Annotated in this window: 22 protein-coding genes, 1 tRNA gene and 1 pseudogene; 14 read left to right on the top strand and 10 right to left on the bottom strand. The window is 61.8% G+C overall.

All coding sequences use genetic code 11. From position 1 onward, the window contains the following. Positions 1-40 precede the first annotated feature (40 nt). The 4 genes from ASE26_RS15560 to ASE26_RS15545 all read left to right on the top strand — a co-directional run bounded on the left by ASE26_RS15560 (position 41) and on the right by ASE26_RS15545 (position 4,732). Complete coding sequence (locus tag ASE26_RS15560) at positions 41-1,741, top strand: DNA mismatch repair protein MutT (protein WP_055930364.1); 1,701 nt, start codon at positions 41-43, stop codon at positions 1,739-1,741. A gap of 102 nt (positions 1,742-1,843) precedes the next feature. Further along, positions 1,844-2,530, top strand: a complete 687-nt coding sequence (locus tag ASE26_RS15555; protein WP_055930367.1) for a hypothetical protein — start codon at positions 1,844-1,846, stop codon at positions 2,528-2,530. A gap of 83 nt (positions 2,531-2,613) precedes the next feature. Continuing rightward, on the top strand, positions 2,614-3,345 hold the full coding sequence (locus tag ASE26_RS15550) for a BON domain-containing protein (RefSeq protein WP_057246524.1): 732 nt from the start codon (positions 2,614-2,616) through the stop codon (positions 3,343-3,345). An 88-nt stretch (positions 3,346-3,433) separates the two neighbouring features. Beyond that, entirely contained in the window at positions 3,434-4,732 is a 1,299-nt protein-coding gene (locus tag ASE26_RS15545; protein WP_057246523.1) for an MFS transporter, read from the top strand. A 16-nt stretch (positions 4,733-4,748) separates the two neighbouring features. On the opposite strand, the gene ASE26_RS15540 is transcribed toward ASE26_RS15545, so the two are convergent. Beyond that, the gene (locus ASE26_RS15540; RefSeq protein ID WP_055930376.1) at positions 4,749-5,132 is read right to left on the bottom strand and encodes an MAPEG family protein; all 384 of its coding nucleotides are present in this window, start codon (positions 5,130-5,132) and stop codon (positions 4,749-4,751) included. 15 nt (positions 5,133-5,147) lie between these two features. Continuing rightward, positions 5,148-7,262, bottom strand: coding sequence for a S9 family peptidase (locus ASE26_RS15535; RefSeq protein WP_055930379.1), 2,115 nt, complete (start codon positions 7,260-7,262; stop codon positions 5,148-5,150). A gap of 112 nt (positions 7,263-7,374) precedes the next feature. Between ASE26_RS15535 and ASE26_RS15530 the strand changes: the two genes are divergently transcribed. Then, positions 7,375-8,163: a hypothetical protein gene (locus ASE26_RS15530; protein ID WP_055930382.1), complete on the top strand. Its 789-nt coding sequence runs from the start codon at positions 7,375-7,377 to the stop codon at positions 8,161-8,163. Here the strand turns inward: ASE26_RS15530 and ASE26_RS15525 are convergent. After that, positions 8,114-9,568, bottom strand: coding sequence for a cytochrome P450 (locus tag ASE26_RS15525; RefSeq protein ID WP_229207134.1), 1,455 nt, complete (start codon positions 9,566-9,568; stop codon positions 8,114-8,116). The two genes, ASE26_RS15530 and ASE26_RS15525, sit on opposite strands and share 50 nt — an antisense overlap. A gap of 27 nt (positions 9,569-9,595) precedes the next feature. Between ASE26_RS15525 and ASE26_RS15520 the strand changes: the two genes are divergently transcribed. Both ASE26_RS15520 and ASE26_RS15515 read left to right on the top strand, forming a co-directional pair. Then, on the top strand, positions 9,596-10,435 hold the full coding sequence (locus tag ASE26_RS15520; RefSeq protein ID WP_229207135.1) for a helix-turn-helix domain-containing protein: 840 nt from the start codon (positions 9,596-9,598) through the stop codon (positions 10,433-10,435). Positions 10,436-10,468: 33 nt separating this feature from the next. Further along, positions 10,469-12,400: a helicase-related protein gene (locus ASE26_RS15515; RefSeq protein ID WP_055930385.1), complete on the top strand. Its 1,932-nt coding sequence runs from the start codon at positions 10,469-10,471 to the stop codon at positions 12,398-12,400. On the opposite strand, the gene ASE26_RS15510 is transcribed toward ASE26_RS15515, so the two are convergent. The 6 genes from ASE26_RS15510 to ASE26_RS15485 form a co-directional block, all read right to left on the bottom strand. Continuing rightward, complete coding sequence (locus ASE26_RS15510) at positions 12,397-13,833, bottom strand: PLP-dependent aminotransferase family protein (RefSeq protein ID WP_055930389.1); 1,437 nt, start codon at positions 13,831-13,833, stop codon at positions 12,397-12,399. The two genes, ASE26_RS15515 and ASE26_RS15510, sit on opposite strands and share 4 nt — an antisense overlap. 9 nt (positions 13,834-13,842) lie before the next feature. After that, positions 13,843-14,427, bottom strand: coding sequence for a LysE family translocator (locus ASE26_RS15505; protein ID WP_055930392.1), 585 nt, complete (start codon positions 14,425-14,427; stop codon positions 13,843-13,845). Between the two features lie 170 nt (positions 14,428-14,597). Then, positions 14,598-14,673, bottom strand: a tRNA-Lys gene (locus ASE26_RS15500). Positions 14,674-14,730: 57 nt separating this feature from the next. Further along, positions 14,731-16,494 carry a GspE/PulE family protein gene (locus tag ASE26_RS15495; protein ID WP_055930395.1) on the bottom strand — a complete coding sequence of 588 codons (1,764 nt, stop codon included), beginning with the start codon at positions 16,492-16,494 and terminating at the stop codon, positions 14,731-14,733. Between the two features lie 8 nt (positions 16,495-16,502). Continuing rightward, entirely contained in the window at positions 16,503-17,288 is a 786-nt protein-coding gene (locus tag ASE26_RS15490; RefSeq protein WP_055930398.1) for a spermidine synthase, read from the bottom strand. Between the two features lie 101 nt (positions 17,289-17,389). Then, positions 17,390-17,905, bottom strand: a complete 516-nt coding sequence (locus ASE26_RS15485; protein WP_055930401.1) for a glycine zipper 2TM domain-containing protein — start codon at positions 17,903-17,905, stop codon at positions 17,390-17,392. A 307-nt stretch (positions 17,906-18,212) separates the two neighbouring features. On the opposite strand from ASE26_RS15485, the gene ASE26_RS15480 reads away from it, so the two are divergent. The 7 genes from ASE26_RS15480 (at position 18,213) to ASE26_RS15450 (ending at position 24,180) form a co-directional block, all read left to right on the top strand. Beyond that, complete coding sequence (locus ASE26_RS15480; protein ID WP_055930404.1) at positions 18,213-18,611, top strand: barstar family protein; 399 nt, start codon at positions 18,213-18,215, stop codon at positions 18,609-18,611. An 80-nt stretch (positions 18,612-18,691) separates the two neighbouring features. Beyond that, complete coding sequence (gene purN / locus ASE26_RS15475) at positions 18,692-19,300, top strand: phosphoribosylglycinamide formyltransferase (protein ID WP_055931830.1); 609 nt, start codon at positions 18,692-18,694, stop codon at positions 19,298-19,300. A gap of 15 nt (positions 19,301-19,315) precedes the next feature. Further along, a complete protein-coding gene (locus ASE26_RS15470) occupies positions 19,316-20,611 on the top strand; it encodes an RsmB/NOP family class I SAM-dependent RNA methyltransferase (RefSeq protein WP_055930407.1) in 1,296 nt (431 codons plus the stop codon). Between the two features lie 139 nt (positions 20,612-20,750). After that, on the top strand, positions 20,751-22,046 hold the full coding sequence (locus ASE26_RS15465) for a mechanosensitive ion channel family protein (RefSeq protein WP_055930410.1): 1,296 nt from the start codon (positions 20,751-20,753) through the stop codon (positions 22,044-22,046). 93 nt (positions 22,047-22,139) lie between these two features. Beyond that, positions 22,140-23,336 (top strand): fatty acid desaturase, encoded by a 1,197-nt coding sequence (locus ASE26_RS15460; RefSeq protein ID WP_055930413.1) that lies wholly within the window; start codon positions 22,140-22,142, stop codon positions 23,334-23,336. A 59-nt stretch (positions 23,337-23,395) separates the two neighbouring features. Continuing rightward, on the top strand, positions 23,396-23,674 hold the full coding sequence (locus ASE26_RS15455; RefSeq protein ID WP_057246522.1) for a GFA family protein: 279 nt from the start codon (positions 23,396-23,398) through the stop codon (positions 23,672-23,674). Positions 23,675-23,697: 23 nt separating this feature from the next. Continuing rightward, entirely contained in the window at positions 23,698-24,180 is a 483-nt protein-coding gene (locus tag ASE26_RS15450) for a hypothetical protein (RefSeq protein ID WP_156397987.1), read from the top strand. Positions 24,181-24,208: 28 nt separating this feature from the next. Here ASE26_RS15450 and ASE26_RS31550 read toward each other — a convergent pair. Then, a pseudogene (locus ASE26_RS31550) lies at positions 24,209-24,388 on the bottom strand (DDE transposase); the annotation flags it as partial.

Genomic DNA, 24,388 nt, shown 5'->3' with positions numbered 1-24,388 from the left:
TACAATGTGGCCTTCCTTTTAACTGTAGAGAAAAGGCCACATGAAAAACCTCCTGACCCCCTTGGTGCTGGCGCTTGCCAGCGCTGGCGCTGCCGCTGCTCCCGCTGATGTCGCCGAGCTGCAGAAGATGACCAAGCGCTACGCGCCGGTGCAGCTGAAAGCCGATACGTCGAAGCTTTCGGCCGGCGACCGCCAGGCGATCAAGAAGCTGATCGAAGCGGCGAAGATCGTCGACACCTTGCAGCTGCGCCAGCGCTGGTCCGGCAACGAAGCCTTGTACGCTGCGCTGCAAAAGGATAAGTCGGCGCTGGGCAAGGCGCGCGCCGAGTACTTCTGGCTGAACAAAGGCCCATGGTCCATCCTCGACGAGCACAAGTCCTTCCTGCCTGAGGAAGTAGCGGGGATCAAAGTGCCTGGCCAGAAGCCTGCCGCCGCCAACTTCTATCCGGAAGGCGCCAGCAAGGAGGAAGTGGAAGCGTGGATCAATGGCCTGCCTGCTGCACAGAAGCAGGAAGCGCAGTGGTTCTTCACCACCATCCGCAAGGGCGATGACGGCAAGTTCAAGACCGTCAAATATTCGGACGAATACAAGCCGGAGCTGGAGAAACTGTCCAAACTGTTGAAGGAAGCCTCTGCCGCCACCAGCAACGCATCGCTGAAGAAATTCCTCGACCTGCGCGCGGATGCCTTCCTGTCCAACGACTACCTGCCATCCGATTTCGCCTGGATGGACCTGGATTCGCCGGTCGACGTCACCATCGGCCCTTACGAAACCTATAACGACGAGCTATTCGGCTACAAGGCCGCCTTCGAAGCCTATGTGAACATCCGCGACGAAAAGGAAACGCGCAAGCTGGACTTCTTCGCCAAGCATATGCAGGAGCTGGAAGACAACCTGCCGCTCGATCCGCAATACCGCAACCCGAAAGTCGGCGCGGTGGCGCCGATGGTGGTGGTGAACCAGGTCTACGGTGCGGGCGATGGCAATATGGGCGTGCAGACGGCCGCCTACAACCTGCCGAACGATGAACGCATCATCAGCCGGCGGGGCTCCAAGCGCGTGATGCTGAAGAACGTGCAGGAGGAAAAATTCAAGGCCACTTTGACCCCGATCGCCAAGCTGGTGCTGCGTGCAGCGGACCAGAAGGACCTGGACTTCAATTCCTTCTTCACCCATATCCTGGCGCATGAAATCACGCACGGCCTGGGCCCGCACATCACCAAGGCCGGCGCTACCGAATCGACCCCGCGCCAGGACCTGAAAGAAGCCTATTCCACCATCGAGGAGGCGAAAGCCGACATCACCGGCCTGTACGCCCTGATGTACATGATGGAGAAGGGACAGTTGAACGACACGCTGGGGCAGGGCGAGTCGGCGGAGCGCAAGCTGCACACCACCTTCCTGGCATCGGCCTTCCGTACGCTGCACTTCGGCCTGACCGACTCGCATGCGCGCGGCATGGCGATCCAGGTCAACTACCTGCTGGATAAGGGCGGCTTCGTGTCGTACGGCGATGGCACTTTCTCGGTCGATTTCAAGAAGATCAAACAGGCTGTGACCGATCTTGACCGTGAGTTCCTCACTATCGAAGCCACAGGCGATTACGCGCGCGCCAAGGACATGATGGCGAAGTATGTGGTGATCCGCCCCGATGTGCAGAAGGCGTTGGACAAGATGAAGAAAGTCCCGAATGACATTCGTCCATCTTTCCCGACTGCCAACTCCTTGCTGGCAAAATAAACTTGTCGACTAGCTCAGCCAATATTTTGTAACAGCCCAGAAACTCCGGTAACAGCTTGCCGTAAGGCATGTATAGTTGAATCCAGTTACCGGAGTTTTGTTATGAAGCTGAGCCTGCCAATCCTGCTGTCCTTCTTCGCTGCCTCTGCCGGGGCTGCCCAGCTGACCGAAACCGAAACGCGTTGGCTGCAAGCCGGCTCGCCCGTGCTGGCCTACGCCAGGCAGGAACTTAAACTCCCTATCGATATCATGGTGCAGCCGCAAGCTGGCCCGAACGATGTTCCGCTCGCCATGGGCTTTGCCGATGGCCGCTGCAAACTGGTGTTCTCCATGCGCGGCAACCCGCAAGCGGAGGAAGTCCTGTCCGGTGTACCTGCTGAACAACAGAAATTCCTGATCGAAGCCATTACCGCGCACGAGGTCGGCCATTGCTGGCGCCAGGCGCAGGGCAACTGGCATGTATTGCCTGCCGGCTTTGTCGAAGGCCCGCATGAGCAGCTCGACAATCCGGAATTGCAAGCGATGTCGAAAGCAATGCGCGATACCCGCCGTGAAGAGGCCCTTTCCGACCTGGTGGCGCTGGCCTGGACGCAACGCGCCAATGCCGCGCAATACCAGCAAGTCCATGCCTGGCTGATGCAGGTGCGCCAGCCTGTCGAGCATGGCTCACACAACACGCGCGCATGGCTGCAACTTGCCAGCGACGGCGCTGTGTTCTCGAGCGAACATAATCCTTTCGAACAGGCACGCGTGCTGTGGGGCAAAGGCTTACTTAAAGACGAGCAATAACCCGACTGTGTTCGGTCGCGCACAGAAAATAGTTCCCGGGAGGCGTGTAATCGCCATGCAAACCATCCTAAAGGGGACTAACCATGAAGAAAATTCTGTGTATCTCGCTGGCTGCCCTGTTCAGTACTTCGTTCGCTGTCGCGCAGGCTGCCGATAACGACGCCTACAAAGCGGCGAAAGACAAGGCTGAATCCGACTACAAGGTTGCTAAGGACAATTGCAAGAGCTTGAAAGGCAATGCCGAAGACATCTGCAAAGATGAAGCCAAAGTAGCCGAAGCTCGCGCGATCCTGGATGCGACCAGGCAGCACCAGAACACGGCCAAGGACGTCGATAAAGCCCAGCGCAAACTGGCCGATGCCGAGTATGACCTGGCCAAGGAACGTTGCGATGACATGAGCGGTTCGGCCAAGTCGGCCTGCAAGTCGGATGCCAAATCTGCCCATAAAACCGCGCTGGCAAATGCCGGCACCACCAGTACCACGGCTGTATTAGCCCAGGACGCGCGTGAAGCCGGCACCAACCTGGCCAACACCACCCGTGATGCAGCTGCCGACACCCGTGCCGCAACGCGCGAGGCCACTGCCGACACCCGCACCGCGATGTCCGATACCATGATCACCACCAAGGTGAAGGCTGAATACGCAGCCGACCCGCTGGTCAAGGCCATGGACGTTCACGTGGAAACCCAGAAGGGTATCGTCATGCTGAGCGGCTTCGTGCCATCGAAAGCGGAAGCTGACAAAGCAATCGCACTCGCTCGCAAGATCGAGGGCGTGCAGGAAGTGAAATCTTCCCTGCAAATCAAGAAATAAGCCGGCGCCTGGCGCCGAAGAAAGGCCGGCCGCGTGCCGGCTTTTCTTTTCCTTGCATTTATGACGATCATAATCTAACATGAGTCGCATGATTGCACATACCCTCTCCCAGCGGTTGCAACGCCGCGGCATCCACTACGCGTGGGTCATCGTTGCCTTGACCTTCCTGACCGGGCTGGCTTCGTCGGCGGCACTCGGCTTACCGGGGGCGCTGCTGCAGCCGCTGAGCAAGGAATTCGGCTGGGGAGTTGACCAGATATCGTCAGCGCTGGCGGTGCGCTTTGCCCTGTTTGGCTTGATGGGGCCTTTTTCAGCCATCCTGATGGAGCGCTTTGGCTTGCGCAAGGTGGTGGTGACGGCGCTTAGTCTGGTTACGGCCGGCTCTCTGCTGGCGCTGGGGATGACCCAGTTCTGGCACCTGGTGCTGTTGTGGGGCGTGATGCTGGGCGTAGGCTCCGGCATGACGGCGCTGGTCTTGAGCGCGGTGGTGTCCAATCGCTGGTTCGAAGCGCGCCGTGGCCTGGTGGTTGGCTTACTGACGGCCAGCTCGGCAACGGGGCAGTTGATCTTCCTGCCGGTCGGAGCGTGGCTGGTGGAGCATTTCGGCTGGCGCATGGCGGTGCTGCCGGTGCTGGTGGCGTGCGGCGTGATCGCCGTTGCCGTGTTTTTCCTGATGCGTAATCGTCCTGCGGATGTAGGCCAGCTGCCGTTTGGTGCAACCCAGCCCGCAGGCGCGGCAGCGGCGCCGATGGCGATCGGTTTCGCCACCCCGTTCCGCATCTTGCGCGAAGCGTCGCGCAGCCTGGTGTTCTGGCTGCTGGCCGGCAGCTTCTTCATCTGCGGCTTGAGTACCAATGGCCTGATCCAGACCCACTTCATTTCCCTGTGCGGCGACGCCGGCCTGGGGCCGGTGCCTGCCGCTTCGGTACTGGCCATGATGGGCGCCTTCGACTTGATTGGCACCATCCTGTCCGGCTGGCTGTCGGACCGCTATGACAACCGCAAGCTGCTGTTCTGGTACTACAGCTTGCGCGGCCTGTCGCTGCTGTGGCTCCCTTACTCGGAATTCACGCTGTATGGCCTGTCGGTATTCGCCATGTTCTATGGCCTGGACTGGATTGCCACCGTGCCGCCGACCGTGCGCCTGGTCGCGACGACTTTCGGCAAGGAGAAAGCCGGCATGGTATTCGGTTGGATTTTCGCAGCCCACCAGTTGGGCGCTGCGGTGGCTGCGTTCGGGGCAGGGCAGGTGCGTACGCTGCTGTTGACCTACAATCCGGCGCTGTTCACAGCGGGCGCGGCCTGCCTGGTTGCCGGCTTGATGGTGCTGGCGATCCGGCTGCGGCCTGCCGCCGTAGCGGCGCCAGTGGCAGCCAGCGCCGCGTAATCGAGCGTGAGCGCGCTCAGGACTGGGCCAGGATCGCCAGGCTGACGCCCATGCCGGCGAACCACACCACCGTGCGCAAGGTGGCCAGGTTGCTGATGTAGATGATGCTGTAGGTCACGCGAATCAGGACGAAGGACATCGCGAGGATGTCGACGCGGTCCTGGTTCGCATGCGCTTGCTGCGCGAGGATAACGGCTGCGATGAACAGCGGCAGTGCTTCGAAGCCGTTCATCTGTGCAGCATTGGCGCGCTTCATCCAGCCGGCCTGGCGGCTGGCCCAATCGCGTGGTTCGGTATTGTCGTAGCGGTCCTTGCCCTTGACCGACGCGACTTTCGACGTCATCGCGACCATCATTGGCAGCACGCAGGCCGCGGCGATACACCAGTTTGCAACCGTCATCTTTTACTACTCCTTCTAATTAAGGTATTTGGCGAGCCAGCCGTGCACTTCGTTATAGAAGTAGCGGCTGTTTTCGCCTTTCAGGATCCAGTGGTTTTCGTCCGGGAATACTACCAGCTTGCTAGGAGTATTCAAACGCTGCTGTGCTGCGAAGTTCATCAGCGCGTTGTTGACGGGTACACGGTAATCCAGTTCGCCCACGGTAATCAGGATAGGCGTCTTGAAGCCGGTGCCTTTTTCGTGGTTCGCGCCCTGCATGATCGGACTTTGTTCGCGCCATACCGGCAGGTTGCTCCACACCGGGCCGCCGCCATTGACTTCGCGGCCGTAGATGCTGTCGCTGGTCCCCCATTGCATCACCAGGTCCATCTCTCCGGCATGCGACACGATGGCCTTGTAGCGGGTAGTGGTGGCCTGCAGCCAGTTGGCCAGGTGGCCGCCGTAGCTTGCGCCGCCGGCTGCCAGTTTGCCGCTGTCGATGAACGGGAACTTCCGGATCGCTTCGTCGACCGCCCAATTGATCTCATCGCCCGGGCCCTTCAGCGGGTCGTGCTGGATGGAGCGGGCGAATTCTTCGCCGTAGCCGGTGGAGCCCTTGTAGTCGGTCAGCAGCACCACATAGCCTGGCTTGGCCAGCAGGTGGTAGTTCCAGCGCAGCACGAACTGGTCGCGCCACATATTCGCAGCCCCGCCGTGGATGACCGCGAACAGCGGATATTTCCTGTTCGGGTCGAAGCCTGCCGGTTTCACGATCATGTTGTGGATCTGGCGGCCGTCCGGGGTTTTGTACCAGAAGTGCTCGGGCGCCTGCCAGTCGATGGCTGCGGCTTTCTCCACGTTGAAGGAGGTCAGGCGCTTCGGTGTGCCGTTGAAGGAGTAGATCTCCGGCGGGTTGATGGCCGATTCCCATACGCCCACCAGTGCCTTGCCGCCGGCGTTCAGCGCGTTGATCGAGCCGTTCGGCAGCGACGGTTCTTCGCGCTTGTCGCCGCCGGCGTAGTTCATCGAATTGACCTTTTCCAGGCCGGCATGCTCGAAGGAGAAGTAGATGCGCTTGCCGTCGCCTGGCAGGGCGATGCGCGAAATCGAACGGTCCAGGTCCTGGGTCAGGATCTTCGGCTGCGCGCCAGTGAAGGGCCAGGCAAAGCTGGCCACGCGGGTCAGGTCGTACACCTTGTTCGGCACTTCTTCTTCGGTCAGCGCAAGCAGGGTTCTGCCGTCGGGGGAGAAGCGCAGGTCGTGGTAGCTGCGCATGTCTCTGGTCAATTGGGCCGGCTCGCCGCCGCTTGCCGGTACGCTGTAGATCTGGGTGAAGGTCGAAGCGCGTGCGGCTTCATCGCGGTTGGTGGAAACAGCGAAGACCACGCCTTTGCCGTCCGGCGTCCAGATTGCGTTCACGGATTGGCCATCGTCGCCCTGGCTGCCGCCAAAGCCCGGCAGGTCGGCCAGCTTGCTGCCGGCCAGGATGTCGCGCGGCTTGGCTTCAGGCTGTGCATCCATCACGAACAGGCGCACCTTCTTGTCGTCCAGCCATTTGTCGAAGAAGCGCGGCGGGAATGACTCGTAGGCACGGGCGCTGTATTTGCGGTCCTTGCGTTCCTTGGCGACTTTCTTCACTGCTTCCTCATCAGTGGTGCCGGGGAAGATTTCACTGACGAACAGGATCTGTTTGCCGTCCGGGCTCCATTTCGGCATGCGCGCGCCCAGCGTCAGGGTAGTCATGCGCTGCGCTTCCCCGCCGTCGGCAACGTCCAGGCGGTAGACCTGCGATACTTCGTCGCCTTCGCGTTTGGCGACGAACAGCAGGAAGCGGCTATCCGGCGACCATGCGTGTGCGGATTCGCCGCCCTTGCTGAAGGTCAGGCGGCGCGGCGCGCTGTCGTCCACCAGCGACTTGATCCAGATGTCGGACCATTGTTCCTTGCTGTCGTAGGCGGGATCGGTGACCGAGAACACGGCCCACTTGCCGTCCGGGCTGGGCTGCGGAGCGCCGACGCGCTTCATCAGCCACACGTCTTCGTGGGTGATGGCGTGCCTGGCCGGTTCGGCCGCAGCGGCCTGGGCCAGGCCGGCGCATGCGCCAAGGATCAGCAGGGAAGTGAGCTTGGGAAGGAATTTGGTTGCAATCATTGCACGGTCTTCTTTGATTCAATGGAGCGAGGATAGTGAGGAATCGGCTGGTCCATGTCAACGTGCTGTTACTTGCCTGTTACAAAGGGCGCCCGTGCTAGACTCGCGCCCCATGAACGCCATCCTCGCCTTGAAGCTATTCCTCGTTCCTTCACTGATTTATGCCGTCACGCTGGCTGGGCGGCGCTGGGGGCCTGCTGTTGCGGGCTGGCTTTCCGCTTTCCCCATCGTCGCCGGGCCGATACTGCTGGCGATTTCGCTGGAACAGGGTCCCGGGTTTGCCGCCAGCGCGGCGGAAGGGACGTTGCTGGCCGTGCTGGCAATGATTACCTTCAGCCTGGCGTATGCGTGGGCATCCGGCCGGACGGGCGTGGCGGGAGCGATGCCGCTCGCGCTGGGCGCCTGGGCCTTGGCGGTGGCCGGCCTGCAGTCGGTTCGGCTGCCATTGCCGTTTGCCGCGCTGGCGGTTGTTGCAGCGTTGCTGGCCGCTCCGCGCTTGTTTCCACCGCGCGCGCCGGCACCAGCCGCCCCGACCGCCGCGCAGCCAGTGCGCCGCCGTAGCGACCTGCCGTGGCGTATGTTGGCCGGTGCGGTGCTGGTCATGTCGGTCAGCGCGGCCGCTGCCGGCCTTGGCCCGCGCCTGAGCGGCTTCTTCGCCATGTTTCCGGTGATGGGGACGGTGCTGGTCGGTTTCACCCACGTGCAGGCAGGCCGCGACAGCGCTGTGCAACTGCTGCGCGGTACGATGCTGGGCTACTTCGCCTTCGCTGCGTTCTGCGTCGCGATCTCGCTGCTGCTGCGTGCGCAGGCCGTTGCAGTGTCCTTCTTCTGCGCCTTTGTGTTCGCGCTGACTATCCAGCTATTGGCGAAAGCCGCATCGTCAAAGCGCCTGGCGACATGACGAAGCCGTGGTATTCCTCGCTGTCGCCTTCGACGGAGACCAGGTCGAAGCGCCCCAGCAGGCAAGCCATGGCTACTTTGATTTCCAGCAGCGACAGATAGCGCCCCGGACAGAGGCGCGGCCCGGAACCGAACGGCATCGCCAACTGGCGCGCGTTGCTGCCATCGAGCCAGCGCAGCGGGTCGAATGCCGCCGCATTGCGTAGCTTCGTTTCCGCCACACTGTCGTGCCGCAGCACGCACCAGACCACGCTGTCTTTCGGCACCTGCACGTCGCCCACCACGCAATCGCGGTTTGCCTGCAGCGGAATGAAAGGCGCCGGCGGCTTGAGGCGCATGGCTTCGTGGGCGCAGGCGTCGATGTATTCCAGCTGGTCCATCTGCTCGATGGTAAAGCCGGAAGGATCGGGCGCAACGCGGCGCACTTCGGCCTGCGCGCGCTGCAGCGCCGCCGGATGGCGTGACAGCAGCCATATCAGCCACGACAGGGCGCTGGACGTCGTATCTTCGCCTGCCAGCAGCATGGTGCTGACATTGCCCACCACCGCGGCGTGGTCGATAGCGCTGCCTTCCTGGTCGGCCGCCGCCAGCATCGCTTCCAGCATATTCTGCGGCCGTTCGGCGCGCGCGGGATCATCCTGCATGCGCTGGCGCGCCTTGGCGATAAAGCCGTTGGTCGCCTCGCGCATGGCCAGCACCGCAGCCTCCAGCTTGCGGTCGTAGGGCAGTTTGATATAGCGCCAGTAGGGAATCGGCAGCAGCGAACGGCGCGCCGTGCCGTCCATGATCAGCTCAAGCTGCTGCTGCACCACGTCGTCGCCATGTTCGATGGTGTTGACCTCTTCGCCGAAAGCCAGGCCGGCGATCACGTCCACCGTGTAGCGCTTCAGGTCGGCATTCAGGGCGACCGGGTGGCCTTCCTGCGCCGCCCCTGCCCAGCGTGCCTGCAGGCGTGCGCCGACCCGTGCCAGCAATGGGAAGTAGGCCTTGATCGCATGCGGCGCAAACGCCTGCATCACCATCTTGCGCTGGTTGCGCCAGGCGGCGCCTTCCGCCAGGAAGACACCGCGTTCGCCGCCCATTTCGTCCGAAACCTGGGCTGTGACGTCGGGACGCCTGAAGCCATCCGGCCGGTCGCGCAGGACGCCGTTGACCAGCGCCGCGTCGGCAACGACCAGCGCCTGCGTGCGGCCTATGCTCAGGCGGAACAGGGAACCGTATTGCTGCGCCAGGGCCTCGACGTCAGCGTGCACCTTGCGCGGCCGCAGCTGCAAGGCATTGCCGAGGAAGGGCAGCCCTTTGGGGCCGGGCAGGTCGGAGAGCTGGCGCAGGGCGCCGGAGGCTGGGGCGGTCGTGGTATCCATGTTGGCCAGTATGCGCGGGCCGTGCGGTGCGGTCTTGAACATTTGCGACATCGCGCTACAATGTTGCGCATGTTGCCGATTAGTAAATTCATTGCACCGCGCCGTTCGCTCGCTTCCTGCCTGCGTGCGATCGTCGTGCGCAGCACCGTCGGCTGCGAGCTGCCCGATGAGCAGCGCCTGAACCGCTATCCCGCGACGGGTTTCCCGGTGCTGTTCCTGCAGCTGGTAGGCGAATCGGTGATGGTCGAGCCGCCGATGCCTGACGTGAAGTGCCCGCAAGGCGGGGTGCTACTGTCCGGCGCGTGGACCGGGCCAACGGTGTCGAGCAATCCTGGGCCGACGCATTTCATGACCGTGCTGTTCTTTCCCGAAGCGCTGCATCGCCTGACGGGAATCGATATGAGCACCATCGTCGACCAGTTCCAGCCGATCAGCGTATTGCTTGACAACGGGTGGCAGCAACTTGCGTCGCAAATGCTCACTGCCCCCGACGACGAAACGCGCGTGGCTTTGCTGGAGGAGTTCCTTGAGCCGCGCTGGCGCGCTGTGCGAGGCGAGGGCAGCTTGGATGGCGCGGTGGGCGATTGGGTGCGCCGCCTGGAGGGACAGGCTGCCGCGGCTGGCATCGGCCGCAGCGTACGCATGGCCGAACGCCGCATCCGCGAATGGGCGGGCCAGCCGCTGCGCCGCCTGCGCCGCTCCTATCGCGCCGAGCAGACCTTCATCGCCGCGCGCGATGCCTCGTTGAAAGGCAAAGTCTCACTCGGCGACATGGCGCAGCTTGGCGGCTATTCCGACCAGTCGCATATGAGCCGCGAAGCGCGCGAGATCAGCGGCCTTAGCCCTTCGGAAATCCTGCGCCGCGGCCTGGAAGACGAAACTTACTGGGTCTACCGGATCTGGAACTAGCGTGGCTGCGCCATTCGCTATAATCGTCCCGCCATGACAGATTTTGACGACGACGAACAGTTGGTGACTGAGCTGGGTCTTGCGGCCCGCGGCATCGAACTGGCAAAGCAGGAAGGCCGCGTATTCCTGCGCTTCACAGGTTCTGTGGAGCTGGACGGCCTGCACATTCCCTACGACCTGGTGCCGCAGCAAGGCGTGCTGGCCAAGCCATCCAAATGGCGCAAGCTGGAGCGCGAAGGGCGCGCAGCCCTGCTGCTGGAACGTGGCGGTGAAGCGGCGCAGTCTGCGCTGCATAGCGATGTCGTCGCCTTCGCCGCTGATTTGCGCGAGGAATGCGACGACTACGGCATGCGGCCGATGGATTTCCTGCATGCGCTGGAAGACATGCAGACTTCCGAGCCCGCCGACGTGGTCTTCGACCGTATCCGCCAGCGCCTGGAGCATGCGGTGGAACGCCATCGCGAAGAGCGCCACGCCGAACGCACGCGGCAAAGCATCAACCTGGCCGAGTATCCCGATACCTTTGAGGTGGCGCGCCGCCTGCCGCGCAAATTCATCGCGCTGCTTGGACCGACCAACTCCGGCAAGACCCACAAGGCGATGGAAGCCCTGGCGAAAGCGCGCAGCGGCGTCTACCTGGCCCCGCTGCGCCTGCTGGCGCTGGAGAACTATGAACGCCTGCAAGCCTCCGATCCAGACCTGAAGGTCAGCCTGGTGACCGGCGAAGAGCGCCGCATCGAGGAAGGCGCCACCCATGTCGCCAGCACGGTGGAAATGCTGGATACCCGCAGCCAGGTCGAAGTGGCCGTGATCGACGAGATCCAGATGCTGTCCGACCGCGACCGCGGCGCTGCCTGGACGGCCGCCGTCTGCGGTGCGCCGGCACGCACGGTCTACCTGGTCGGCGCAGCCGAAGCACGCCGTGCGGTGGAAGCGCTGGCCGAGCGCCTGGAATGCGAGATCGAGGTCCACATCCTGAAGCGCAAGGCGCCGCTGACGATGGAGCCGTCCGCCGTGCGCAAACTGAAAGGACTGCGCAAGGGCGACGCCGTTATTGCTTTCTCGCGCCGCGAGGTATTGATGTGGCGTGATATGGTGACCGAGGCCGGCCTGTCGGTGGCCACGGTGTACGGCAACCTGTCGCCGGAAGTGCGGCGCGCGCAGGCGCAACGCTTCCGCGACGGCCATGCCGACGTGGTGGTGGGCACAGACGCCATCGCCATGGGACTGAACCTGCCGATCCAGCGCGTGGTGATGACCACCACCGTCAAGTACAACGGCTACGAGGAAGAGGAGATCCCCGCCGCGCTGGCGCGCCAGATCGCCGGCCGGGCAGGACGCTACGGCGTGCACGAGGAAGGCCATGTGGCCGGCTACGACGACGAGACCCATGGCGTGATGCGCTCGCTGCTGAAGGAAAAGCTGCCGCCGCTGAAAGCCACCGGCTTCGCCGTGGCGCCGACGCTGGAGCACCTGCACCGCATCGCCTCCGTCACCGGCGAGGATTCGCTGGCGCGCCTGCTCAAGCGCTTCGTCCACAATATCGACGTGCCGGATGGCTTCTTCTTCCCGCGCATCACGGAAGAGCAGTTCGAACGCGCCGAATGGCTGGACATTTTGCCGCTGTCGGTGGCGGACAAGTTCACCTTGTCGCTGGTGCCGATTTCGTCCAAAGTGGTGACGCTGCAGAAGGCCTGGGAACATTGGTGCGTGTCGCTGTCGCGCCAGCGGGTGACGCACCTGCATCCGGAGCAGAACCCGCTGCAGTGGATGAACCTGCAGGAAGCGGAAGATGCCTGCCGCCTTTACTCGGCCTACGCCTGGCTCGGTTACCGCTTGCCGGAGTTCTTCCCCGACGTGGCGCAGGCGCTGGAACTCTCGCGTTCCGCTTCGGCGCGGGTGGACAGCATCCTGCAGGACCAGAACGCCGTCAACCGCCGCCGCCAGCCGAAGCGTTTCCGTTAAGCCCGCGCGAAGCGGACCTGCACCGCCGCCACAGCCTGCAGGCGCTCTTGCAGGTAATTGCCAAGACGCGGGTGCTGGCTGAATGCCACGTTGAAGCGGACGTGCTGGTCCGGAACGTCGTTGGCCGAGAATGCGGCGCCGCGCGTCAGCAGGATCTTGTTGCGGTAGGCGTCTTGCACCAGCAGGTCAACATCCAGGCCGTCCGGCATGGTGCCCCACAGGAAAATGCCGGCGTCGCCAGGCTGCTCGAATTGAACGCCGGCCGCGCTTAATTGGCGCGTACTGGCGCTGCGTGCAGCCATGATCTTGCGCTGCAGTCGATCCAGGTGTTTGCGCAGGTTGCCGGCCCTGAGCACTTCGAGCAGCACATATTCATTCAGCGCCGGTGTCGTCATGACTGAATGAATCTTGGTCCGCATCAGTACTTTGAGAAGGGCAGGGGCCGCGGCCAGATAGCCCATGCGCAGCGCAGGGCTGAGCGCCTTGCAGAAGCTGGAATAGTAAATGACGCCATCGAGGCCGGAAAGCGCCGCCAGCCGGGTGCTTTGGGCTTGCTGGAAGTGGCCGTGCACGTCGTCCTCGGCGATCAGGAAGCCATACTGCTGCGCCAGCATCAAAACCCTGTGCAGGTTGGCCGCGCTGCTGCTCCAGCCGGTCGGGTTGTGCAAGGCCGTTTGCACAAACAGCATGCGGGGACGGTGCTCGCGGCAGGCGGCCTCCAATGCGTCCAGGTCCAGGCCTTGGGGGCGCCGCTTGATTGGTACCAGGCGTATGCCCTCCTGACGCAACCTGCCGAACATCAGGAAGAACCCAGGGTCTTCCACCAGTACCGTATCGCCGGGTTGCAGGAAACTGCGGCAAATCAGGTCGATCGCATGGGTGCCGCCAAAGGTAGTGAGGATCTGGCCTGCATCAATGGGGGCACCGATGCCTTGCAAGAGCAGCGCAATGTGCTCGCGCAATTCAGGTAGTCCCTGGGGCGGGCAGCGCGAAGCCATGCCGGCGCTACTGTTTGCGATTGCCCTTTGCACTGCGGTAGCCGGTACCGCGTCTTGCAGCCAGGTCGGCGGCAAAGCGCCGCTACTGGCCAGCAGTACCCCGGCACGCTGGTCGTTTGCCTGTTGCACAAGCCAGACGGGTTCCTGTTCCTCGCCCGCTTCCAGTGCCGCATCGTCAGGTGCCGACCTGCCGTCCTCACTCCTTGCCCGGACATAGAATCCCGCCGTGCCATGCGAATCGATGATGCCTGCTGCGACCAGCCGGTCATACGCAAGTACGACGGTATTCGTGCTCACCGCCAGTTGCGTGGCCAGCTGGCGAATAGACATGAGCTTGGAACCTCCGGGCAGCGCGCGCCTCTCGACCAGCTGTCGCAACTGGTCTTCAATCTGCTTGGACAGGGCGACGGGAGAGGTGCGGTCGAGGGAGAACATCCTTGGAGTCTAGCGCAAAAACGTCAGGGCCAGGACGAACAGGATGGCGCCCATGGATAAGTTGAAGGCGCGCTGCATGCGCGGCTCTTTCAACAAGCGGCGAATTGACATGCCGAACAGGGCCCAGGTGGCATTGCATGGAGCTCCCACCAGCGCACCGATCAGGGAGGCTTGCAGCGCATTGGCAACCGTGTCCTGTCCCGCGGGCATGAAGACCGATGCCACGGTGATGGCTTTCAGCCAGCTTTTGGGATTCAGCGCCTGGAAGATGGCAGCCTGGATGAACGACACCGCTTTCGGGGCTTGGGTTCCATCAACGGATGCTCCGCTGAGCTTCCATGCCAGGTAGAGGAGATACAACGCACCTGCGATGCGCAGCACCTGTTGCGCCAATGGGTAGCTTACGAAGACACTTCCCAGTCCTACGCACATCAGCATGGTTTGCAGGAACACGCCGGCCTGGATGCCAAGAATGACAGGTACGGCACCGCGACCGCCGAAGTTTGCACCGGTAATGGCGAGCATGAAATTATTCGGACCGGGCGTGGCCGACATGACGAGGCAATAGGTGGCCAGCGGCAGGAGTTCAGTCATGGTGTGCAATTCGCAGTGGAGGAATGGCACAAGTCTAGGAACGCGGCCCAGGTTGGGCAAGGCACAAGGGCGGGGCGATGGGCTCATGCTGTATCAGTCGGCCGACAGCTACAGGGCGCGGCGCGGAAACAAAAAAGCCTCGTCCTAAGACGAGGCTTTCCTGTTCATTCTGGTAGGCCGTGCGGGGCTCGAACCTGCGACCAACGGATTAAAAGTCCGCTGCTCTACCAACTGAGCTAACGACCCGAAGAGGCCGTATTATATACGAGGATTTTGGCGTTTGCAAAGCCCCTTTTTTCTGCGTTAGCGCATGGCGGTCACTTTAAGTACTTCCTCCGCGGTGGTCACGCCTTCAAGCACCTTGTAGGCGCCGGCAATGCGCAGCGGGACCATGCCTTCGGCTACCGCTTGCTTGCGCAGGGCGGTGATGTCGGTTTCCTCTTCCAACATGGAGTTGAACGATTCGCTGGTGGTCAGCAGCTCGTAAATGCCGGTACGGCCGCGGAAGCCGGTCTGGCGGCACTCCGGACAGCCGACCGGGCGGTACACTTTCTCCGGCTTGCCGATGTCCCAGCCGCCGCTCAGGCCTTGCCAGAGGTCGTCGGCCAGCTCGCCGCCTGCTTCCTTGCAGTCCACGCACAGCGTACGCACCAGGCGCTGCGCCATGATGCCGATCAGCGTCGCCTCCAGCATGTAGTAGGGCACGCCCAGTTCCAGCAAGCGCATCACGGCCGAGGGCGCGTCGTTGGTGTGCAGGGTCGACAGCACAAGGTGGCCGGTCAGCGCGGCCTGGATTGCCATCTCCGCGGTCTCCAGGTCGCGGATCTCGCCGACCATGATGATGTCCGGGTCTTGCCGCATCAGGGCGCGTACGCCGTCGGCGAAGGTGAGGTCGATGCCGGGCTGCACCTGCATCTGGTTGAACGAAGCTTCCACCATCTCGATCGGGTCTTCCACCGTACAGACATTGACCTCCGGCGTCGCCAGCGTTTTCAGCGTGGTGTACAGCGTAGTGGTTTTGCCCGAACCGGTCGGGCCGGTGACCAGGATGATGCCGTGCGGGCGGTTGGTCAGCGAGTCCCAGCGTTTCGCATCGTCGACCGGGAAGCCCAGTTCCGGCAAGGTCTTCACTACCACTTCCGGGTCGAAGATACGCATCACCAGCTTTTCGCCGAAGGCGGTCGGCAGGGTCGAGAGGCGCAGCTCGATTTCCTGGCCGCCGGCGGTGCGTGTCTTGATGCGGCCGTCCTGCGGGCGGCGCTTCTCGATCACGTCCATGCGGCCCAGCAGTTTGATACGCGCGGTCATCGCAATCATCACCACGGCGGGAACCTGGTAGACCTGGTGCAGCACGCCGTCGATGCGGAAGCGGATGGTGCCGAGGTCGCGCTTCGGCTCCAGGTGGATATCCGAGGCGCGCTGTTCGAAGGCGTATTGCCACAGCCAGTCGACGATGTTGATTACGTGCTGGTCGTTGGCGTCGACCGTCTTGTTCATCTTGCCCAGTTCGACCAACTGCTCGAAGTTGTTGCGCAGCGCGACGTCCTGGCCGGTGTTCTTGTTGGCGTGCTTGATCGACTTGGCCAGCGAGAAGAACTGCGAGGTGTACTGGGAAATGTCGAGCGGGTTCGAGATCACGCGCTTGATGATGCGGCGCGAGACCTTGGCGATTTCCGCTTCCCACTCAAGCGCGAACGGATCGGCGGTGGCCACCGTCAGCGTGTCCGGGGTAATTTCCACCGGCAGGATATTGAAGCGTGCTGCATAGCTGGCCGACATCACGTCCGCCACCTTGGTGAAGTCGATCTTCAGCGGGTCGATGCGGTAGAAGGACAGCTTGGCGCGCTGTGCCAGCCATTCGGTCAGCACGTCCAGCGTCAGCAGCTTTCCGCTCTTGGCCGATACCAGTTTGCAGTGTGCGACGGCGCTCAGGGGATGCATGGCGCCGGGCGTGTTGCGCAGGATGCCCTGCGCCTGCGCGTAAAGTCCTTTGACTTCGGCTTTCTCGACCATTCCATCAGCCAGCAGCCAGGTGAAGATAATTTGAAGATCGAGTGCTTTTGCCATGTGTGACCTTATGCGAGTGCGGCTTTCAGTCCTTTGAGCCAGGACTTTGCGGGCAATTTAGTTTCGGCGACGATTTGCGCGGCGCGATCGGCCAGCGCTGCCACGTCGATATTGCGGCGAGTCTTGAAGGCGATCGCCACCACGTTCCCGTCATGGACTTCCGGCAGCGACACCACCTGCGGGAAGGCGAACTTCATGGCTTTCAGGTTTTTGGCGTAGCTTGGATGGTCGCCGAACAGGTTGACGGTCATGATGCCATCGTCATTCAGGCAGGCGGCACAAGCCTGGTAGAACTCGGCCGTGTCGAGCACCGGGCCGCGCGCGGTGGCGTCGTACAGGTCGACCTGCAGCGCGTCCAGCATGCCGTGGTGGTCCGGGTTGGTGACGTAATCCATCGCATCCATTTCGAGCACGTTCAGGCGGCCGTCATTGTCGGGCAGCTTGAACATGGAATAGCAGATGCTGATCACCGAAGGGTTCAGCTCCACCGCGGTGACTTGCGCGGCAGGGAAGTGCTTGTAGCTGAACTTGGTCAGCGCGCCGGTACCCAGGCCCAGTTGGGCAATATGGGCGGGCGCATCGTGCCACAGCATCCAGGCCATCATCTGCTGGGCGTATTCCAGTTCCGGCCAGTCCGGCTTGCGGATGCGCATGGCCCCCTGCACCCATTCGGTGCCGAAATGCAGGTAGCGCACGCCATCCAGCTCGGAGAGCGTGACCGGCGCAAACTTGGGTTTTCGCGTGGCCGGACGCGAAGACTCTTCTTTTTCGATGGATTTACGTTTAATCAGCATGGCGGCATTATCCCGCGTTATCTTGCTCACAAGCAAGCGTACAAATAAAAACTGCCGGCCATTACTGGCCGGCAGTCCGGGTGGCCGAGATGGCCCGGGACTTAATTATTCATCGGTTCAACATTTACGCGCAGGCGAATGCGCTGACCCGGGTCGTGGCTCATGAAATTGGTGTAAGTACGACCGCGATAATCGTACTCTACGTTATAACCGGTGGTGCGGGTTTCATACGCATCGACCATGCGGCACTGTTTCACGGCCTGCTCCTGCACCGCGCCTGGCTGCACGTTCGAGTTTTGGGTACGGTCGCCGATCACGGCGCCGGCAATCGCGCCGGCCGCCGTGGCGGCCGTCTTGCCGTGGCCGCCGCCCACCTGGCTACCCACCGCCGCACCCAGGATGCCGCCCAGGATGCTGCCCCCGACGCCGCGTTCCTGCGGCTGCTGCACCTGGACATATTCGGTACGGCATTCCTGGCGTGGACGGTTGATCTGCTCGGTCACCGGCGTGACGCGGGTGACGCGGCCGTAGTCCTCGAAATCAATGGCCTGGGCGTGCGCCAGCGGCAGGGTGCCGAGGCTCAGTGCTGCGAAAAACAATTTAGTTTTGGTTTTCATTTTGTATACCTCGTTTCTGTCTTTTTGGCAGTTCACTTTGGTTTAATGGGAATTGCACGCCTAAATAGTAACGCCAAGGCTTGTATCCTTGGGGGAAGTAAGGCAACAAAATGTAACCCCATGCTTTTGGGTTAATATGGTAAGTTTTTAACAAAACTTGCGTTAGGACTCACTTTCGGGTTGATTCATAGAGTACAACACGTTACCCTTATGGCGTGGATCAGATTGACAGGGAGAAACGAAAGCTCCGGCCCCGGCGCATTGACCCGCCTGCGGCTCGTACTTGATAGGTCGATTTGAGGGAAAGATGAGTTTGTTGATAACTGTGCCGCCTAATTTAGTCCAGTCTATTCGCGCCTTCCGCGTGGCAGAGCTGCAGGACGAGGCAGCGCGCCTGGGGCAGCATTTCTTGTACGCGCATTGCCATGCCGGCCTGACCAAACAGCAAGTCCTGGGCATTATTGCCGAGTCTTTCCATATCCCCAAACCGCACGCCAAGAATTTCGACGCCCTGCGCGAAACCCTGACTGAAACCATGGCCAAGGCAGGCGAGCAGCCTGGCTTCCTGACGGTGCTTGAACAGTTGCCAAACACGCAAAAATTTGACCGTGAAGCACGCGAGTGCCTGCTCGATGTGTTCCGTGATGCGGCCGATTTCTGGGCCGAAAAGAAAGTCCCATTCCGCGTTTTTTACTCGTTCGAGTAGCCTTCATTCCCCGCTTGCATAGTTTGCTGCAGGGCAGCATAATGTCGCGTTGGCTCGCCTGAGCAGGTACAATGGCGGCCATGAAAAACATCGTCATCCTCATTTCCGGACGCGGAAGCAATATGGAAGCGGTGGTCCGTGCAGCCCAGGCCGAACAATGGCCCGCCCGCATAGCCGCCGTCATCAGCAACAAGGCGGATGCCAAAGGCCTCGAATTTGCGGCCCAACACGGCATCCCGACCGCAGTAGTCAGCAACAAGGATTACCCTAGCCGCGAAGCATTCGATGCTGCGCTGCAGGAAGTCATTGACGGCTTCAGCCCCGACCTGGTCGTGCTGGCCGGTTTCATGCGCATCCTCACGCCGGGCTTTGTCAGCCACTACGAAAACCGCATGCTGAATATCCACCCATCGCTGCTGCCGCTGTTTCCAGGATTGCATACGCACGAGCAGGCCCTGGCATCGGGCGCAGCCACGCACGGCGCCACCGTGCACTTCGTGACTGCGCAGCTGGACCATGGCCCGCTGGTGGACCAGGTCTCCGTGCCTGTCCTGCCGGGCGATACCGCTGACGTATTGGCGGCGCGCGTGCTGGAACAGGAATGGGTCATGTACCCGCGTGCTATCCGCTGGTTCGTCGAAGGCCGTTTGAGCGTCGAGGATGGCAAGGTCAATATTGACCGCAACTAATTAAGAAAGAACATCATGCGTTTGCCACCATACGTCCTCACCAGCGCCGAAAACGTTCTGCGTGAAATCATGCGCTTCAGCGCGCCAGCCGACACCACTTTGTCGTTCTTCTTCAAAGCGCACCCGAAACTGGGCGGCCGCGAACGCGGCGCGATTGCGGAAGCGGTGTACGCGGTACTGCGTAACAAAGCCTTCTTCAGCGACCGCGCGGAAGCCGGTGTTTCCGGCGGCGCCACCATGCGCCGCCTGGTACTGCTGGGCATGGCCGATGCGGTCGGTATCGACGCGCTGCCGGGCCTGTCGGACGACGAATCCGAATGGCTCAAGCGCCAGCTGGAAATCGACCGCTCGCTGCTGCACAAATCGATGCGCGCGAATATGCCGAAATGGCTGTTCGACAAGCTGGTCAAGCAGTACGGCGAAGAGGAAACCCTGGTCATGGCCGATGCGCTGAACACCCCGGCGCCGCTGGACCTGCGCGTCAACGCCATGAAGGCCGACCGCGATGCCGTGGTGGCCGAACTGGCGACCGCGCCGATCGTCGCCGAGCCGACTCCGTTCGCCCCACTGGGCCTGCGCCTGCGGAAAAAGCCAGCGCTGCAAAACCTGCCGCTGTTCAAATCCGGCGCCATTGAAGTGCAGGACGAAGGCAGCCAGCTGCTGGCCCAGATCCTCGGCGCCAAGCGCGGCGAGATGGTGGTGGACTTCTGCGCCGGTGCCGGCGGCAAGACGCTGGCGCTGGGGGCGCAGATGCGCAACACGGGCCGCCTGTATGCCTTCGACGTCTCCGAAAAGCGTTTGGCCAAGCTGAAGCCGCGCCTGGCGCGCTCCGGCCTGTCGAACGTGCACCCGGTTGCCATTGCCCATGAACGCGATGCCAAGGTCAAGCGCCTGGCGGGCAAGATCGACCGCGTGCTGGTGGACGCGCCATGCTCGGGCATGGGCACGCTGCGCCGCAATCCGGACGTCAAATGGCGCCAGGATGAAAGCGCGATCGGCGAATTGCACGAGAAGCAGGTCTCGATCCTGGACGGCGCCGCGCGCCTGGTCAAAGGCGGCGGCCGCCTGGTATACGCCACCTGCTCGCTGCTGGAAGAAGAGAACGACGCTGTCGCCAGGCAGTTCATCGAAACCCATCCGGATTTCGAGCTGGTGCCGATGTCCCAAGTGCTGGCCGAGCAAAAGATCGCCAACCTCGAAATGGGCGACTACCTCAAGCTGCTGCCGCACAAACACCAGACCGACGGCTTCTTCGCCGCCGTGTTCGAACGCAAGCCGATGGCCAAGCCGGCCAAGGCCGACGAAGAGTAACAGCCCAGCCCGTGTCACACCTTGGGGTCACACCCCGAGAGTGACACGAGCGCAGCCTTAGTAATGCTGGGTCCGTGTCACACTTAGGGTGTGACCCCATGGTGTGACACGGGCTGAACCATAAGGAGTAGGTCGAACGATGCCGTTGGCGAATTTGCTGAATGATCTTCTGGGGGATCTGCGCGATCCGGGCCTGATGTGGCAGTTGGGCGCGATCGTGCTGTCTGTTTTGCTGGGCTGGAGCTTGTCGCGCCTGCTGTGGCGCGGCGTCAAGGCGCGTACTGCAAACAATCATGTGGCGCGCTTCGGCGTGGAGAGCTTCGGCCGCGTGGTCGGCCCGCTGGCCGTCGTCGTGCTGTTGTGGGCTTCGCAGAAAATGCTGGGCCGCTTCCACCTGCACACGAACCTGTTCAACCTGGCGCTGCCGATCTTCAGTTCGCTGGCGGTCATCCGCTTCGGCTTCTACCTGCTGCGCCGCGTGTTTGCGCGCGGCGGGGTAGTGGGCGAGGGCATGCAGAATTTCGAGAAGGCTTTCCAGCTGCTGGTGTGGCTGGCCTTCGTGCTGTATATCACCGGCTTCTACGTCGACCTCTTTGACTTCCTCGACGACACGCTGGTCCCGCTTGGCAAGCACAAGGTGTCGATTGCCACCATCTTGCAGGCGGCGGTGTCGGTCGTGGTGCTGCTGTTGCTGGCGATGTGGGCCGGGGCGGCGCTCGAAGAGCGCTTGATGAATTTGCACACCATGCACTCCAACCTGCGCGTGGTGATCGCGCGCATGGGGCGTGCGGTGCTGATCCTGGTTGCGGTGCTGGTCAGCCTGTCGCTGGTGGGCATCGACCTGACCGTGCTGTCGGTGTTCGGCGGCGCGCTGGGTGTCGGCCTGGGTCTGGGTTTGCAGAAGATCGCCAGCAATTACGTGTCGGGCTTCATCATCTTGCTGGATCGCAGCCTGACCATCGGCAATGTGATCACGGTCGACAAGTACAGCGGCCAGGTCACGCAGATCAATACCCGCTATACCGTGCTGCAGGGGACCGATGGCGTGGAATCCATCGTGCCGAACGAAATGCTGGTGTCGGGTGCGGTGCAGAACTCTTCGCTGACCAATCCTGCCGTGGTGATCGTCACGCGTGTGACAGTCGGCTACGAAAGCGATGTCGACGCCGTGCTCAAGCTGATGGAAGACGCTGCGCTCACCATCGAGCGTGTCATGAAGGACAAACCGCCATCGGGCATGCTGCAAGCCTTCGGCGCCGACGGCCTGGAACTGGCGCTGGCTTTCTGGATCGCCGATCCGGAAAACGGCCGTGGCGGCGTGACCTCGGATGTCAATCGGGCAATCTGGAAGTCCTTGAAAGAAAACGGGATTTCTGTACCGTTCCCGCAACGCGAGATCCGCCTGATCGGTTCTCTGCCGGAGCAGTCTGCCTAAAAAATAATCAGTGCCTACGGGAAAACCTTCCTCTAATTACCTGCGAATGCGCGTACAATTGCGCCTATTCGGAGTACCTCAAATGGAGTTGTAATGGATTTAAGCGCAGTTCTCGATTTCATCAGCAATGGCGTGACCGGCATCAGTGCCTGGGCAACGGTTGGCGTGACGCTGATCCTGACCCACATCACCATCGCCAGCGTGACGATCTTCCTGCACCGCCACCAGGCGCACCGTGCTTTGGAACTGCACGCGATCCCTTCGCATTTCTTCCGTTTCTGGCTGTGGCTGACCACCGGCCAGGTGACCAAGGAATGGGCTGCCATCCACCGCAAGCACCATGCCAAGTGCGATACCGAAGAAGATCCGCATAGCCCGGTTACCAAGGGCATCAAGAAAGTGTTCTGGGAAGGCGCCGAGCTGTACCGCGCTGAATCGAAGAACAAGGAAACCATGGAGAAGTACGGCCATGGCACGCCTGACGACTGGATCGAAAAGAACCTGTACACCCGCTTCTCCTGGCAGGGCGTGGCGCTGTTGCTGATCCTCGACTTCATCCTGTTCGGCGCCAAGGGCATTACCGTGTGGGCCGTGCAGATGCTGTGGATCCCAGTAACCGCCGCCGGCATCATCAACGGCATCGGCCACTGGTGGGGCTACCGCAACTACGACTGCTCCGATGCGGCGACCAACATCATCCCTTGGGGCATCATCATCGGCGGCGAAGAACTGCACAACAACCACCACACCTATGCGACTTCGGCCAAGCTGTCGTCCAAGTGGTATGAGTTCGATATCGGCTGGGGCTATATCCGCGCCATGGAAATGATCGGCCTGGCCAAAGTGAAGAAGATGCCTCCGAAGCCCAAGTTTGACCCGGCCAAGGTGAAGGCTGATTTCGAAACCCTGCAATCGGTGATCGCCAACCGCTACGACGTCATGGCCAAGTATGCCAAGTCCGTCAAGCACGCCTGGAAAGAAGAACTGGCGCAGCTGAAGGACAAGCCGCAGCTCGAAACGCGCTTCCTGAAGTCTTCGCGCAAGCTGCTGCAGCGCGAACCAGGCAAGCTGGAAGCCCCGCAGAAGCAGCAGCTGGTGGAACTGTTCCAGCACTCGAAGGCGCTGGAAACCATGCACAATATGCGCGTGGAACTTGGCGTGCTGTGGGAGCGTTCGCAACTGTCCCGCGAAGAGCTGGTGCAGAGGCTGCAAGACTGGTGCGAGCGCGCTGAAGCGTCCGGCATCAAGTCCCTGCAAGAGTTCTCGATGCGCCTGCGCAGCTACGCGTAAGCCGGATCGACCTTTCAATAAGACGGCCCTTTGGGGCCGTTTTGTTTTTGGGAGGATGAATGACTGGAACCTCGACGGCCGAATGCATGTGCGGCGTTGCCGCGTTCGAACTTCGGGGCGAGCCTGCGGCGCACGCGCATTGCCATTGCAATGCCTGCCGCGACTTTTACGCTACGGCTATCCTGTCGGCTACGGCCTGGAAGGCCGAGGCGGTGCAGGTCACGCGCGGCGAGACCGCCAGTGTCGCGCATTCGGCGCGGCGGATGGCCCGTATGGATGGGATGGCCCGCAATTCGTGTTGGCGTGACTTCACTCTTAAGAGTATGCTGTTTCCATGAGTAAATATTTTAAGGAGGCTGCTGTGAAGTGGTGGATTTTGTCGTTGGCAATGACGCTGGCGGGAAGTGCCCAGGCCGGGCCGAACTGGGTCATTAAACCGGATGGTCTGGGTCCGTACAAGGTGGGCGCCCAATACGAGAACCTGGGCAAGACCTTTGGCGGCCTGGAACCGGACTCGATGATCACTGAAAACAAGGTGTGTCGCGTGGCGCGCTCCAAGCGTTACCCGAACGTTGAAGTGACCTTCGTGAAAAAGGTGGTGGCGCGTGTCGACGTGTCGAGTGGCTATGGCACCGAACGCGGCGTGCGGATCGGGGATCCGGCATCCAAGCTGCAGCGCGTGTATGGCGACGCGGTAAAGCCGCATCCCCAGCATGCCGACTGGCTGATGGTGGAAACGGGCGACCGCGAACTGGCCATCCGCTACGTAATGGTTGACGGAAAAGTCAAGGAAATTCACGCCGGCAAGCGCATACAGCTGCAAACAGAAGACGGCTGCCAATAAAAAAACCGCCCGGAGGGGCTAATGCCGTTCAGTTAAGATCTCTTTTGAGAACTTTGACTGCATAGCGTTGAGGTAGGGCTTTAACGGCCCGGTCGTGCGAACCACCGGGCCGTTGTTCATTGTGCAGGTCTATTAAGCGCTGGCGTAGTCGTTGCAGTAAGGCCGGCAATTTGCCTTGTGCTTTGGTGACCGCGGCCCAATGCAGCTC

The sequence above is a fragment of the Duganella sp. Root198D2 genome, from assembly GCF_001428585.1.
Taxonomy (GTDB): domain Bacteria; phylum Pseudomonadota; class Gammaproteobacteria; order Burkholderiales; family Burkholderiaceae_D; genus Rugamonas.
Note: the sequence above shows the minus strand (reverse complement) of the source record. Positions and strands in the feature narration are given on the sequence as shown.